Annotated in this window: 8 protein-coding genes; all 8 read left to right on the forward strand. The window is 66.8% G+C overall.

Going from position 1 to position 15,336, the window contains the following annotated elements:
* The first annotated feature begins 114 nt into the window (after nt 1-114).
* Nucleotides 115-1,707, forward strand: coding sequence for an ABC transporter substrate-binding protein (locus tag JL100_RS08325; RefSeq protein ID WP_202682511.1), 1,593 nt, complete (start codon nt 115-117; stop codon nt 1,705-1,707).
* A gap of 77 nt (nt 1,708-1,784) precedes the next feature.
* Nucleotides 1,785-2,798, forward strand: coding sequence for an ABC transporter permease subunit (locus tag JL100_RS08330; protein WP_202682510.1), 1,014 nt, complete (start codon nt 1,785-1,787; stop codon nt 2,796-2,798).
* A 3-nt stretch (nt 2,799-2,801) separates the two neighbouring features.
* Entirely contained in the window at nt 2,802-3,713 is a 912-nt protein-coding gene (gene dppC / locus JL100_RS08335; protein WP_202682509.1) for a dipeptide ABC transporter permease DppC, read from the forward strand.
* A gap of 9 nt (nt 3,714-3,722) precedes the next feature.
* Nucleotides 3,723-4,703, forward strand: coding sequence for an ABC transporter ATP-binding protein (locus JL100_RS08340; protein WP_202682508.1), 981 nt, complete (start codon nt 3,723-3,725; stop codon nt 4,701-4,703).
* Nucleotides 4,700-5,716 carry a peptide ABC transporter ATP-binding protein gene (locus tag JL100_RS08345; RefSeq protein ID WP_202682507.1) on the forward strand — a complete coding sequence of 339 codons (1,017 nt, stop codon included), beginning with the start codon at nt 4,700-4,702 and terminating at the stop codon, nt 5,714-5,716. The genes JL100_RS08340 and JL100_RS08345 overlap by 4 nt, the downstream gene beginning before the upstream one ends.
* 190 nt (nt 5,717-5,906) lie before the next feature.
* A complete protein-coding gene (locus JL100_RS08350) occupies nt 5,907-6,968 on the forward strand; it encodes a serine hydrolase domain-containing protein (protein ID WP_202682506.1) in 1,062 nt (353 codons plus the stop codon).
* 541 nt (nt 6,969-7,509) lie between these two features.
* Nucleotides 7,510-8,397, forward strand: coding sequence for a hypothetical protein (locus JL100_RS36495; protein WP_202682604.1), 888 nt, complete (start codon nt 7,510-7,512; stop codon nt 8,395-8,397).
* 92 nt (nt 8,398-8,489) lie between these two features.
* Nucleotides 8,490-15,335, forward strand: coding sequence for an FG-GAP-like repeat-containing protein (locus JL100_RS08365; protein WP_202682505.1), 6,846 nt, complete (start codon nt 8,490-8,492; stop codon nt 15,333-15,335).
* Nucleotide 15,336 lies beyond the last annotated feature (1 nt).

Genomic DNA, 15,336 nt, shown 5'->3' on the forward strand with positions numbered 1-15,336 from the left:
TAACATTGACAGTCACTCTCCCTGTAAGGCTATTCTGAGAACCATGACATCTCGGCGCGGGTAGTCGCGCTTGAAAGAGCTGTCCGAAGAAAAGACGCTTACAGGAGGCTTATAATGCATCAAGCACTGCGCGGGGCGGCCCTCGGGTTGGCTCTCGCGGCGGGCTTCGCTTCACCGCTCGCGGCAAAAACTCTGGTTTATTGCTCCGAAGGCAGCCCGGAGGGTTTCAATCCTGCGTTTTTCACCGCAGGCACGACATTTGATGCGACGTCGCGGCAGGTCTTCGACAAGCTCGTCCATTTCGAGCGCGGCACGACCAAGATCGTGCCCGGCTTGGCGGAATCCTGGGAGGTGTCCGAGGAGGGGCTGGAATACACCTTCAAGCTTCGCAAGGGCGTGAAGTTCCACACGTCCAAGTCGTTCAAGCCGACCCGGGATTTCACTGCCCAGGACGTGGTCTTCACGTTCGAGCGCCAGTGGAAGGCCGAGCACCCCTATCACACGGTGTCGGGCGGCGCGTACGAGTACTTCAACAGCATGGACATGCCCAAGCTGCTGAAGAGCATCGAGGCGGTGGACGACTATACCGTCAAGTTCACCCTCAACGAGCCCGAGGCGCCGTTCCTCGCCAACCTCGCGATGGATTTCGCGTCCATCCAGTCGGCCGAGTATGCCGACCAGATGGCCAAGGCCGGCACCCAGACCAAGGTCGATCAGGAGCCGGTCGGCACCGGACCGTTCCAGTTCGTGGGATACCAGAAGGACGCGGTCATCCGCTATCGGGCCAATCCTGACTACTGGGCGGGCAAGGCGCCGATCGACACGCTGGTGTTCTCGATCACGCCCGACGCCTCGGTCCGGTACGCCAAGCTGAAGGCCGGCGAGTGCCATGTCATGGCCTATCCGAACCCGGCCGACCTCGCCGCCATGAAGACCGACCCGGCCATCAACCTGATGTCGCAGGAAGGCCTGAACGTCGGCTACCTCGCCTTCAACACCGAGAAGGAGCCCTTCACCAACGTCAAGGTGCGGCAGGCGCTGAGCATGGCGGTCAACAAGGACGCCATTATCGAGGCGGTCTACCAGGGCGCCGGCAAGACCGCCAAGAACCCGATCCCGCCGACCATCTGGTCGTACAACGACGCCGTCGAGGACACCAAGTACGATCCGGAGGCGGCGCGCAAGCTGCTGGCCGAAGCCGGTTTCCCCAACGGCTTCGAGACCGACCTGTGGGCCATGCCGGTGCAGCGGCCGTACAACCCCAACGCCCGCCGCATGGCGGAGATGGTCCAGGCCGACTGGGCCAAGATCGGCGTCAAGGTCAAGATCGTCAGCTACGAGTGGGGCGAGTACCTGCGCCGCACCAAGGACGGCGAGCACCAGACCATGCTGATGGGCTGGACCGGCGACAACGGCGATCCCGACAACTTCCTGTACGTCCTTCTGGGCTGCGAGGCGGTCGGCAGCGCCAACCGCGCCCGCTTCTGCCATCAGCCGTTCAACGACCTGCTGATCAAGGCCAAGCGGACGCCCGACGTCGCGGAGCGCACGAAGTTCTATGAACAGGCCCAGGTCGTGTTCAAGGAACAGGCGCCGTGGGTGACTGTCGCCCACTCCGTCGTCTTCGAGCCGATCCGCAAGGAAGTGCAGAACTACAAGATCGATCCGTTCGGCGGCCACATTTTCTATGGCGTGGACCTGAACTAGACCCGATCGGAAGCTGAAGACCCCCCTGTCCGCCGGGCAGGGGGTGATCTCGCTATTCCGCAGACATAAAGCTGACCATGTTCCGATTCATTCTGACCCGGTTCAGCCTGATCATTCCGACATTCATCGGCGTGACCCTGCTGACCTTCGCGCTGATCCGGCTGGTCCCGGGCGACCCGGTCGAGCTGATGGCCGGCGAGCGCGGCATCTCTCCCGAACGCCACGCGGAGCTGCGGGCCGCCATGGGCTTGGACAAGCCCCTGATGGTCCAGTACGGCACCTACATCGCCGACGTGGTGCGCGGTGACCTCGGCCAGTCCGTCGTGACCCGCACGCCCGTCCTGGACGAGTTCCTGACCCTGTTCCCGGCGACCATCGAGCTGTCGGTCTGCGCCATCCTGTTCGCCATGGTGATCGGGCTGCCGCTGGGCATCATTGCCGCGGTCAAGCGCGGATCGGTGTTCGACCACAGCCTGATGGGAATCAGCCTGACCGGCTATTCCATGCCGATCTTCTGGTGGGCGCTGCTGCTGATCCTGCTGTTCTCGGTCAACCTGGGCTGGACGCCGGTGTCGGGCCGCATCTCCGTGATGTACTGGGTGGAGCCGGTGACCGGCTTCCTGCTGATCGACAGCCTGCTGTCGGAGGAGGAGGGCGCCTTCGCCTCGGCCCTGTCGCACCTTATCCTGCCCGCCATCGTGCTGGGCACGATCCCGCTCGCGGTGATCGCGCGCATGACGCGGTCGTCGATGCTGGAAGTGCTGGGAGAGGACTATATCCGCACGGCGCGGGCCAAGGGCCTGGCGCCGTTCCGGGTGATCGCCCAGCACGCCCTTCGAAACGCGCTGATTCCCGTGGTGACCGTCATCGGCCTCCAGGTCGGCGTGCTGTTCGCCGGCGCGATCCTGACCGAGACCATCTTCGCCTGGCCGGGCATCGGCAAGTGGCTGATCGAATCCGTGGCGAGGCGCGACTATCCCGTGCTCCAGGGCGGCGTGCTGCTGGTGGCCGCCGTGATCATGATCGTCAACCTGCTGGTCGACCTGACCTACGGCATCCTCAATCCGCGCATCCGCCACGGGGGGCACTGAGCCATGACCGTAGAGACCCAGATCGACGCGGCGGCACCCCCCGCGGCTCCGCGGCCACCGTCCCAGCTCTCCGAGTTCTGGCACTATTTCGCCCAGAACAAGGGCGCGGTCGCCGGGTTGGTGGTGATCGTCGTCGTGGCGCTGGCGGCCTTGCTGGCCGACCTGATCGCCCCCCATTCGCCGATCGCCCAGTACCGCGATGCCATTCTTCAGCCGCCGTTCTGGGCGGAGGGCGGATCCTGGCGGTTCCCCATGGGGACCGACGACGTTGGCCGTGATATCCTGTCCCGGATCATCTATGGCGCCCGGCTGTCGCTGCTGATCGGTGTCATCGTGGTGACCCTGTCGCTGGCGGTCGGCGTGCTCCTGGGGCTGATCGCCGGGTTCGCCCGCGGCGTCACCGACATCGCGATCATGCGCCTGTGCGACATCATGCTGGCCCTGCCGTCGCTGCTGCTCGCCATCGTGATCGTCGCGATCCTTGGCCCCAGCCTGACCAACGCGATGATCGCGATCAGCCTCGTCGTGCTGCCTCACTATACCCGCCTGACCCGCGCTGCCGTCATCACCGAGCTGTCGAAGGACTATGTCGTCGCCAGCAAGGTCAGCGGCGCCGGCGTGTTCCGGCAGATGTTCATCACGGTGCTGCCCAATTGCACGGCGCCGCTGATCGTGCAGGCAACGCTCGGCTTTTCCACCGCGATCCTGGACGCGGCGGCGCTGGGCTTCCTCGGCCTCGGGGCGCAGCCGCCGACGCCGGAGTGGGGCACCATGCTGGCGTCCGCCCGCGAGTTCGTCAGCCGCGCCTGGTGGGTGGTCACGTTCCCCGGCCTCGCCATCCTGATCACGGTGCTGGCCTTCAATCTGCTGGGCGACGGGCTGCGCGACGCCCTCGACCCGAAACTGAAGCGATAAGGGCACTCCATGCCTCTGCTTGATATCCGCAACCTGTCCGTCGAGTTCTCGACCCGCGCCGGCACGTTCCGGGCGGTCGACGGCATCGACCTGACGGTGGACGAGGGCGAAGTCCTCGGCATCGTCGGCGAGTCCGGCTCCGGCAAGAGCGTGACCTCGCTGGCCGTCATGGGCCTGATCGCCAACAATGGTCGCGTGGTCGCCGACAAGATGGAGTTCGACGGGCGCGACCTGCGCACCCTGACCGAACGCCAGCGCCGGAACCTGACCGGCAAGGACGTGGCCATGGTCTTCCAGGAGCCCATGTCCAGCCTCAACCCGTGCTTCACCATCGGCTTCCAGATCATGGAGAGCCTGAAGGTTCATGAGAGGATGGGCCGGGCGGAGCGCAAGCGCCGGGCGATCGAACTGCTGGAGCAGGTCGGCATACCGGCCCCGGAAAGCCGGCTGTCGTCGTTCCCCCACCAGCTTTCCGGGGGCATGAACCAGCGCGTGATGATCGCGATGGCGATCTCCTGCAATCCGCGGCTGCTGATCGCCGACGAGCCGACCACCGCGCTCGACGTGACGATCCAGAAGCAGATCCTGGACCTGTTGCTCGACCTCCAGAAGGACCGCGGCATGGCGCTGATCCTGATCACCCACGACATGGGCGTGGTCGCCGAGACCGCCCAGCGCGTCTCGGTGATGTATGCCGGCCAGGTGGTGGAGAACCGCTCGGCCCGCGACCTCTTCACCCATCCGCAGCACCCCTATACCGGGGCGCTGCTCGACGCGCTGCCGGAGCGGGCGATCGGCAAGCGTCGGCTGCCGACCATCCCCGGCGTCGTGCCGGGCATCGCCGACCGTCCGCGCGGCTGTCTGTTCAACCCGCGCTGCGCCTTCGTGCAGGAGAAGTGCCGGACCCACGCGGTCCCGCTGTTCCCGGACGAGAGCGGGACGGCCCGCTGCTTCTATCCGCTCCAGGTGACCGGCGGGGTGGCGGCATGACCGCGGCTCCGATCACGCCGGACTGGCCGGCGGCCCGCGCCCGGCGCGATACCGTGCTGGACGCGGTGGACCTGAAGAAGCATTACCGTCTGAAGCGCGGCCTGTTCCGCGCCGACGCGACGGTCAAGGCGGTGGACGGGGTCTCCTTCGCGCTCCAGACCGGCCGCACCCTGGCGGTGGTCGGCGAGTCCGGCTGCGGCAAGTCCACGCTGGCCCGCATGGTGACCCTGATCGACCCGCCCACGTCGGGCCAGCTGAAGTTCGACGGCAGCGACGTGACCGGGGTGAGCCGGGCGGAGGCCAAGGCGCTGCGCCGCAAGGTGCAGATGGTGTTCCAGAACCCCTACGGCTCTCTGAACCCGCGCAAGCGGATCGGCACGATCCTGGAGGAACCGCTGGTCATCAACACCGACTTAGGCCGGGCGGAGCGGCGCGAGCGGGCGTCGGCGATGATGGCGAAGGTGGGGCTTCGGCCCGACCAGTACGACCGCTATCCCCACATGTTTTCCGGCGGACAACGCCAGCGCATCGCCATCGCGCGGGCGCTCATGCTGAACCCGCGGGTGGTGGTGGCGGACGAGCCGGTATCGGCGCTCGACGTGTCGATCCAGGCCCAGGTGCTGAACCTGATGATGGATCTTCAGGAGGAGCTCGACCTCGCCTACCTGTTCATCAGCCACGACCTGAGCGTGGTGCGGCACATCGCCGACGACGTCATGGTGATGTATCTGGGCCGCCCGGTCGAGCACGGGCCGAAGGAAACCGTCTTCGCCCACCCGCGCCACCCCTACACGCGGGCCCTGATGGCGGCGACCCCCCGGGTCAACCCGGCGCTCCGCCAGGATATCCCGCCGCCCTCCGGCGAGCTGCCGTCGCCGATCAACCCGCCGTCGGGCTGCCCCTACCACAAGCGCTGCCCGCACATGAACCAGCGCTGCGCCGACGAGGTGCCGGCCCTCCGGGAAGTCGACGGCCGGCGGGTGGCCTGCCACTACGCGGAGCAGATGGAGTAGGGGTTCAGGGAACCGGCCAGCTTCGGAGTCGGATCCGAAGCTGGCTTCCTGATCGGGGCACGCCATTCGAACAGGTCCAAGACGCCGGTCGATCGCACGGGTGGCCGTGCGGTGCATGGACGAATCCGGCGAGGGCTTGCCGCGGAAGCCGTCCTTGGTCATGCTCGGCGCAAACGGGCCGGAGAGTGACATGCCGACGATGGATGCTTCAGCGCGGCAAGATCTGGGATTCGCTGAAGATCTGGACGAGCGGATAGACTTGGCCCGCCAAGCAGGCTGCCTTCCCAACGTGCATGGCATTGTCGCGGCGCGCGGCGGACGCATCGTCTGCGAACGCTATTGGCCCGGCCTCGACGATGCCCGCGGCCGCCCTCTTGGTATCGTGCGCTTCGGGCCGGAAACCCTGCACGACCTGCGCTCCATCACCAAGAGCATCGTCGGGCTCCTCTATGGTATCGCGCTCGCCGCAGGTCATGTTCCGCCGCCCGACGCCGTATTGATCGACCAGTTTCCCGAATTCCCGGACCTTGCCGGTGACCCGGAACGCCGGGCGCTGAGGGTCGAGCACGCCTTGACCATGACGCTCGGCCTTGAGTGGGATGAACTGACACTGTCCTACGCCGACCCGCGCAACAGCGAGATCGCCATGGACCGAGCCGCCGACCGCCACCGCTTCGTGCTGGAGCGGCCGGTCATCCATTCCCCGGGCGAATGCTGGACGTACAATGGAGGCGCCACGGCACTGCTGGCGCGGCTCATCGTCAAGGGAACAGGTCGTTCCCTGCCGGACTTCGCCCGCGAGTCGCTGTTCGAACCGTTGGGCATCGGCCGAGCCGAGTGGCACCGCAGCGCGTCCGGAGAGGTCTTCGCAGCGTCCGGACTGCGATTGGCCCTGCGTGACCTGGTTCGGATCGGCGTGATGCTCCTCGACGGCGGCCGCTGGCAGGAGCGCGGGGTCGTTCCGAAGGAATGGCTGAACTCCTCGTTCCGGCCCGCCGTCGGCCTGCCGGACGGCCGGCGCTACGGCTATCACTGGTATCTGGGCGCCGTTCCCATGGACGACGGCGCCGGTGGAATACGGTGGGAGGAGATGGTCAATGCCATCGGTTACGGCGGACAGCGCCTGTTCCTGTTGCCGCGGTTGGATCTGGTCGTGGCCGTCTTCGCCGGCAACTACGGCACCTCCGACCAGTGGCTCCCGCCGCTGACCGTCCTCCGCGACTTGGTGCTGCCGGCGATGCGCGTTCCCTGATCTTTCCTGCTGAATGCAGACCGTCAGATCCTCGAAGATGCTCCGGCTGCAGAGAGGTCGCCCCGGGGGCAGCGGCTAAGCTTGGGTCCCGTTCGGCCACCGGGGCACAACGGGCCTTCATCGCCGCCTTGCGCTGAAGCGGCCTGATCGATCGACGTGCCCCTGCTTCGTCTCGGGACCGATGAACAGCACCCTCTCCGTGGCCCGTGCCCGAAGCCGTTTCGCACGGAACGAAAGCGGACTGCCGATCCGGTTTTGAAAGCAGGTGCCCGCCCGGTGTCCTGAAGTATCAACACTGATGATGTACATTTGTATGCATGTGTTGTCTGATCTGTTTAAATATTAAGAATCCAGAAACAAAAAAACAGATTTTTTTCTTGTGTAAAAATTGAATCAGTTCATTCTGATTTGGCAATCAACCCTCAGAGAACGGCAGACATATTTGACGTTACTCGGTTATGCAGCAGCCTTTAAGGCTGTATGCACGGGTGATTTCTGCGCGCGTCAATCAATAAAACTCCAGCGGAAGGAACGATTTTCCATGGCATCGGACATTATAATCACCTCGACCCTGCCCCTCATCATCTCGTCTTCAGCGGTTGCCACGGCATACAACAACGTCACGCTGGAGGCCGGCGGCTACATCCTCATCAGCATTCCCTGCACTTTCTCGTGCAACACGCTGACCAAGGTCTATTCCGCCAGCGCCGCCGCCACGACCGGCGAGGAATACACCTCCCAGTACGACATCGTGGTCATTGGTGTGGACGGGGTCGATGGGGCCAACGGCGCCGCGGGTGCAGGCGGCGTCAACGGCTCGAACGGAGCCGGAGCTGCCTGCACCGGGGGTGGCTGCTCGGTCGACCATTTCGGCCGCGACGGGACCAACGGCGGCGACGGCAGCAACGGCAACCAAGCCACGAGCGGCGGCAACGGCGGCGATGCTCCGAACGTCACGCTGAACCTCGGCACCGTTTCCGGCTCGATCAGCGTCATCAATGTCGGGGGCCCCGGCGGCACCGGCGGCAACGGCGGCAATGGCGGCAACGGGGGTAACGGCGGCAATGGCGGCAACGGCAAGAAATGCTGCGCCGTCACGGCCCGTGGCGGCGACGGCGGCGACGGCGGCGACGGCGCGAACGGCGGGGCGGCCGGCAACGGCGGCAATGGCGGCAACGGTTCGCAGGTGACCATCACCTACACCCCCGCCGACGCCACCAGCACGGTCAATGGTTCGAACCAGGGCGGCCTCGCCGGTCATCAGGGTGTTCCCGGCGGCGTCGGCCAGGGGGGAGCCGCCGGCAGTGCGGGCAGCAAGGGCGGCAGCGCCGGCAGCCCCGGCAATCCCGGCACGTCGGTCGGCGCGTCCGGGATCGACGGCATGGCCGGGTCCGCCGGGCGGATGACCATCAACGGCAAGTCGGTCTGATCCTTGGGTGTCCCGGTCAGCGGGGCGGCGCCATCGGGGCCGCTCCGCGCCGCCGGCCGCTGCCACCCGATCTCCGCCCGCCGAGGTTCGCCATGGATACCCGCCACTCCCCTTGCTGCCGTCTGCGGACCCTGCTTCGGGGAATCGTCGCCACCCTTTGCCTCGCGGCGATGACCGGTCCCGGCGGTGCGCAGGTATCCGCCCCGGCGGCGTCCTACCAGCCGGCCGATGCGTTCGGCACCATCGACGCGACGTTCTCGGTCAGCCCCAACGGGTCGGGCGTCTACGCGATGCCCATCGAGGTGCCGCCCGGGACCAACGGCGTCGAGCCCAGCCTGACCCTGCGCTACGACAGCCAGGCGCCGGACGGGTTGCTCGGCGTGGGGTTCTCGCTCGACGGGCTTTCCCAGATCACCCGGTGCGCGGCCAACAGGGCCGTGGACGGTTATGACGGCGCCGTCAATATCGACTCGGACGACCGGTTCTGCCTCGACGGACAGAGGCTGATCAAGGTTTCGGGCGACGGCGAATATGGTGCCGCCGGTTCGGTCTACCAGACCCAGATGCAGAGCTGGACCCGGGTGACCGCCAACGGCACCTGCGGGACCGGTCCCTGCTCGTTCACGGCGGTGACCCGGCAGGGCTGGACCATGGGCTTCGGGACGACGCCGGATTCGGCCCTTCCGCTGTCGGGCAGGTCGGAGAAGTATTCCTGGCAGGTCGCGACGATCACCGATCTCAACGGCAACGCCATCGACTTCTTCTACACGCTCAATCAGAACACGAACCAGAGCTATCCCGACCGGATCGAGTACACGAGGAACGACTCCGCCGGTCGGCAGGCCCAGCGCAAGATCGTCTTCGGCTATCAGAACCGGTCCAGTTGGCCGAACAAGTACAAGGCCGGCTTGCTGTTCAAGACGGACAAGACCCTGACGACCATAACGACTGAAGTGTCCGGCGCGACCGTCCTGACCTACACCCTGTCCTACGGGACAGGAGCGACCGGGCGGCCGGTCGTCTCGCAGGTCCGGAAATGCTCGGGCTCGGGCGACTGCCTGCCGGCGACCGCGTTCTCGTGGTCGACCTCCGCCAACCAGGTGTCGTCCGCCAATACCCGCGCCAACGGACAGCTCAATTCGAACACGTTCTGCGCGGGCAGCGGCGGGCGGTGGTCATGGTCGGACTTCAACGGCGACGGCATGCTGGACGCGACCTGCGTCGATGCGTCGGGCGCCCAGTACGCGCTCGTCTCCGACGGCAGCTATCTCAAGACCCCGAACAGTCAGGCGAGCGGACTGCTCACTTCGGTCAAATGGTGTACCGGATCGCAGGACATCAGCGTCTGGCCCGACTTCAACGGCGACCAGATGGCGGACTCCGCCTGCATCGCCGCGGACGGTTCGGTCAGCGTGCTCAAATCGGACGGCAAGTACCTGTCCACGGTCAACAGCCAGGCCACCGGGCTGGTCCGGTCGCAGTGGTGCCCGGCTTCCTCCTGCCGGGCGATGGTCGGCAATTTCGACAATGACGGGCGCGCCGATTTCCTGTGCAGTTGCGACAGCGGCACCCAGATGGTGATGGTCAGCGACGGGAAATCGGTCTCGACGCCGAACGGCAATGCCAACGGCACCGTCCTGACCGGCTGGTGCGCCAATCCGGCATCGCACCGGCTGACCGCCGATTTCAATGATGACGGCAAGGCCGACCTGATCTGCGCGGCGCCGGGCGGGAACATCTCGGTCCAGGTCGCCAACTCGACCTCCACCGCATTGAAGAGCCCCAACAACGACGCCGCCGGAGCCGTCGTGTCGGGCTGGTGCGGCGGTTCGGGCCAGTCGCTTTCGACGGTGGACTTCAACCGCGACGGCAACGACGATCTTTATTGCCGGGGCACCGACGGCAGCCACAGGATACTTCTCTCCACCGCGACCACCGTGAAGCCTCCGGCCGGCGCGTCGGCCGACGGGCTGCTGCTGACCGGCTGGTGTGCCGGCAGCACCGCATCGGTGAGCTGGAACGATTTCAACGGCGACGGCCTGCCCGATCTCCTGTGCAGCGACCAGAGCGGCACTCAGTCGGTGAAGCTTTCCACCGGAACCCAACTCAAGGACGCCACCAATTCCTCCGGGGGAGTGGTCGCCACCGGCTATTGCTCGGGCGCCGGCTCGACCGGGGGACTGGGCGACTTCAACGGCGACGGGTACGCCGACCTGCTCTGCCGTCAGGACAGCGGCATCCAGTCGGCGATGGTGCGGAAGGCCCCGTTCAACGATCTGGTCACGGGGGTCACCAACGGCCTCGGCGGCGGCGTCGATATCGCCTACAGCCCGATCACGGACCCGAGCGTCTATACCCGCACCACCGCGACCGACTATCCGGACCTGACCGTCGAGAGCCAGCTCCAGGTCGTCAAGACCTACACGCGCCGCGACGGCCGGGGATGGTCGACGACCTACCGGAACGAATACACCAACCTGATGACCGACCTCGACCAGGGCCAGTGGCTCGGCTTCGAGACGCTCACGGTCATCGAGGAGGCCACCGGCCGCAAGATGACCAACCGGATGGCGCAGGAGTTTCCGCAACAGGGCTTCGTGACCCAGACCGACGGATACGATGGGTCGGGCGCGCTGTTTCAGACCACCGTCCATTCCCCGGTCACAATCGAGCCCTATCCCGGCGTCTACCAGGTCCTGAACCGGAAGACCGTCCGTACCTTCTACCAGGATGGCGGCGTGGCCTACACGACCGAGGACGACTACGAATACGACGGCTACGGCAACCTGGTCTTCCATGCCGGCCTCGGAGACCCGACGAGGGCCGAACAGGCGGTCTACGACTGCTCGACCTTCGAGAACGATCCCGCCGCTTGGCGGCTCGGATACCTGACCGCGACCAAGACCACCGGAAGCGAAAGCTCCTGCCGCGATTTCCTGGCGGCGGCCGAACCCGCCTGGACCGCCGGGGCCGACCTGAGCCTCGCGCGGATCGGCTACGACGCCCGCTACAACGTGACATCCCAGGCCGACTGGGACGACGTCAATGCCGTCTGGGTCACCTCGGCGATGACCTATGACGGCTTCGGCAACGTGATCACCACGACGGATCCGGCGGGCAACACGACCATCGTCACGTACGACGCCGATTACCAGACCTTCCCCGCGACCAGCACGTCCCCTCCGACCGCCAATGCCGGGCCGCTCGTCACGGCGACGGCCTACGATGCCGCGTTCGGTGTCCAGACCTCCATGACCGACCCCAACGGCAGGGTCTTCTCGGTCGTGCTGGACAGCCTCGGGCGGCAGGTGAAGTCCTATGGTCCCGACGAGAGCGGCGCCAGCTCCGATCCGGTGCAGTTGTCGGCGGTGTCCTTCAGCGAGGACGGGGACGGCATCTACACCGAGACGCGGCGGCGGCGCGACTGGTCCAACGGCGACACCGCCACCTGGGCGTGGCAGCGCGACTATATCGACGGGTTGAACCGGCCTACCCAGACCGTCCAGGGAGGCGAGACCACCGAAACGTCGATCGTCACCGGCACGCAGTACGACACCTCCGGCCGTCCGTACAAGGTGTCGCCGCCGCGTTTCCGGAACGCCGCTCCCAGTTGGGCGGAGGTCGAGTACGACAGCCTGAACCGGCCGATCCTGGAGACCCTGCCCGACGGGACCCGGACGGAAACCGCCTACGGCCAGGGCGGGCTTCTGGTGACGGTCACGGTCGGTGCCGGTACGCCCGACGCGCGGACGAGCCAGGCAACCCTCGACACGCGCAGCAACGTCCTGAAGCGGGTGGACCCCAATCAGGCGGTCACGACCAGCAGCTACGACCCGATCGGACGCATGACATCGACGACCGGGCCGGTCGGGAACGTCACGCGGAACAGCTATGACTCTCTCGGCCACCTGATCGCCCAGGCCGACGCCGATGCCGGCTCGCAGACCTGGACTTATGACGGTGCCGGCCGGATGGTCGGCTCGGTGGATGGTTCGGGCAATCGGACGACGCTTGTTTACGACAGCCTCGGCCGGATCACGTCGCGGGCCGTGGCGTCGGCCGACGGCGGGGCCACCGTCACCACCACGCTGGATTACGACCAGTCGGCGTCCGCCAACGGCAAGGGGCGGCTGACCACCGTGACGCGGCCGGACTCGGTCGAGACGTTCGGCTACTCGGATTACGGCCTCGTCGGTTCGGAAGTCCTGACCCTGGCGGGCTCGACCTTTTCCCTGGCGACGAGCTACGATCCGCTCGGCCAGCCGATCGACATGACCCACCCCGACGGATCGGTGACCCGCAACGCCTACGACATCCTTCAGCGGATATCGTCCGTGGCTTTCCGGGACGTCGGGGAGACCGCGTTCACGACCTATGGAAGCTATCCCGGCTACACCGCCCTGAACCAGCCGACGTCGATCGCCTACAACAATGGCCTGACGACGACCAACGCCTTCTATCCCTATGAAACGGGGATGGGCAGGCTCCAGAGCTTTTCGCTGGCTTCCGGCGGCGCGACGGACGCCTTCTCCGCCGACTTCACCTGGAACGCGTTCGGCCAGCTCACGCAAGTCGCCCGGAAGCGCGACGGTGCCACGACCGGGAGCACCGGCTATACCTACGAAGACACCGGCTGGCTCAGCCAAGCGGCGGGCTCCAGCGGCACCTTCGCCTTCTCCTACGACCTGGCCGGCAACATCGCGCTGAAGGACGGCGTGACCTATGCCCGCACGCCGAACACCAACAGGCTCGCCTCCGCCAGCAACGGGCTGACGGCCGCCTTCGACGGCAACGGTGCCATGACGGCGCGGGTTCTCGACAAGCAGGCATGGTGCTACCGGTACGATCCGGAGGCGAACCTGGCGACGGTCCTCAGCGGCCAGGCCGACGGCACGGCCGATGGCGCCTGCGCCGATACCTCCGGCTATTCGACCGTCGCGCAGGCGTCCTACGACGCGAGCGGACGCCGCCTGGTCAGGACCGATCCGGACGGGACGGTGAACCTCTACGTCTCCACCGATTTCGAGGAACTGCGCCGGGACGGGCAGGTCTACCAGACCCGCTACCTGGTTGGCCCGGAAGGCCGTTTCGCCGCCCTGACCCGGCAGGTCACGCCCGCGGAAGAGGCCGGCGCCGCGGCATCGGCCGGCGGCGGCTATCCGACGCCGGGGATCTATTTCACCTTCGGGGACCAGGTGGACAGCACCTTCCTGGTGACCGACGCCGCCGGCAAGGAGGTGGCGCAGGTCGGCTATCGGCCGTTCGGGACGATCGACCCGTCCGTCACCACCGGGGCCGACAATTTCCGCGTCAAGTTCGGCGGGAAGGAGCTGGACGAAAATACCGACCTGTACTACTTCCTCTCGCGTTACTACAGCGACGAGCTGGGGCAGTTCACCAAGCCCGATCCGGCGCGGCAGTTCTCCAGCCCCTATCTGTACGCCGCCAACGATCCGCAATCGCTGACCGATCCGGACGGGGAATTCGTCGAGCTGGTGGTGCTGGCGGTCGGCGTGGCGGCCGGGGCCTATTTCGGCGGCTCGGCTGCCGACCATAGCTACAATCCGGCGGACTGGAACTGGCACAGCGCCCGAACCTACGAGGGCCTGTTCGCCGGCGCCGCGATCGGAGCGGTCGGGGCCGAGGTCGGCGCCGCTTTCGCCGAGGCCGGGGTGGCTCCCGCGATCCTCGGCGGCATGCTGCTGGGCGGCACCGAGAACGCCGCCTATGCCGGGATCGCCAACGAACCGCCGGAGGGCATCGCCATGGCGGCCCTGACCGGCGCCGTGCTGGGCGGCGTGACCGAGGGGGTGTTGGCCGGGGGCGGCGCGATGATGGCGGAGGCCGGCAGCCGGATGGCCGGCCGCGGCTACTCCAGGCTCGAAAGCGCCGCCGACGTCGATGCTCCCGAGGGAGCCGCCTGGGAGGGGCAGGGACCCTGCGCCAGCTTCTCCGCGGGGACCCTGGTGGCCACCACGGAGGGCACCGTGCCGGTCGAGCAGATCCGGCCGGGAAGCTACGTGCTGTCCCGGGGCGCCGAGGGGGAGTCCGCCGAGCCCAGGCTCGTCCTGCGCACCTACCGGCGCATGGCGGACGACGCCGTCCGGTTCACGGCTGGGGATACCGTCATTCGGACCACCGCCCAGCATCCGTTCTGGGTGGAGGGCAAGGGCTGGACCGTGGCGGGGGCGCTCGCGGCCGGCGACGTCCTGGCGACCCTGGAGGCCGGCGGCGCCGCGGTCGAGCGGGTTGAAAAGGCGTCCGCCCCGGAGCCGGTCTACAACTTCGCCGTCAGCGGCAGCCAGTCCTACTTCGTTTCCGGCCTGAAGCTCTGGGCGCACAATGCGCCGTCGAAATCCTGTGCCGTGGCCGGAAAGCCGAAAGCCTTCAAGGCGGCCGGGAATGCGAAGCACACGGCAGGTGCCCCGGCCGCCACCGGCAACGGCCGGGGTTTGACCCTGGAAGCGCTTTCGGCGCCGAAGGCGAAGACCTACTTCAACGTCAAGACGGGCATCAAGGAGACGCTCTACCACGACTACGTATTGTCGGTGAGCAAGTCCAGCTACGGCGAGGCGGCCGAACACATGCGGCACTATATCGAGGTCCAGAAAGGCGTTCCGGTCTGGTCCGTCGAGCGCACCGGCGCGAAGGTCAGGAGGAAGTTCGCGCTGAAGGGCATTCCGACGAAGCCCAAGCTGGACCGTGACGAGATCCCGATGGCGATGTTCCAGCAGGGCGGCGGAAACGGCAGCTATCTCAGCTCGGTCCGGCACATCGACGTCAGTTCGAACAGGTCCCTGGGGTCGGCGATCGGCCATGCCCTGAAGGGGTTGCCGAACCAGACGCGCGTCCTGATCCGCATGGTGGCCTACCGGCGCCACCGCTCCGCCGCGGGGATGGCGGCGCCTCGTCCGCGCCGCCGGTTCCGGGCCGCCTGAC

It is taken from the genome of Skermanella mucosa (genome assembly GCF_016765655.2).
GTDB classification, from domain to species: Bacteria; Pseudomonadota; Alphaproteobacteria; order Azospirillales; family Azospirillaceae; genus Skermanella; species Skermanella mucosa.

Bases quoted from the DNA above. Each gene is read 5' to 3' on its own strand.
- JL100_RS08325 (WP_202682511.1), top strand. From the start codon at position 115: ATGCATCAAGCACTGCGCGGGGCGGCCCTCGGGTTGGCTCTCGCGGCG.
- JL100_RS08330 (WP_202682510.1), top strand. From the start codon at position 1,785: ATGTTCCGATTCATTCTGACCCGGTTCAGCCTGATCATTCCGACATTC.
- dppC (WP_202682509.1), top strand. From the start codon at position 2,802: ATGACCGTAGAGACCCAGATCGACGCGGCGGCACCCCCCGCGGCTCCG.
- JL100_RS08340 (WP_202682508.1), top strand. From the start codon at position 3,723: ATGCCTCTGCTTGATATCCGCAACCTGTCCGTCGAGTTCTCGACCCGC.
- JL100_RS08345 (WP_202682507.1), top strand. From the start codon at position 4,700: ATGACCGCGGCTCCGATCACGCCGGACTGGCCGGCGGCCCGCGCCCGG.
- JL100_RS08350 (WP_202682506.1), top strand. From the start codon at position 5,907: ATGCCGACGATGGATGCTTCAGCGCGGCAAGATCTGGGATTCGCTGAA.
- JL100_RS36495 (WP_202682604.1), top strand. From the start codon at position 7,510: ATGGCATCGGACATTATAATCACCTCGACCCTGCCCCTCATCATCTCG.
- JL100_RS08365 (WP_202682505.1), top strand. From the start codon at position 8,490: ATGGATACCCGCCACTCCCCTTGCTGCCGTCTGCGGACCCTGCTTCGG.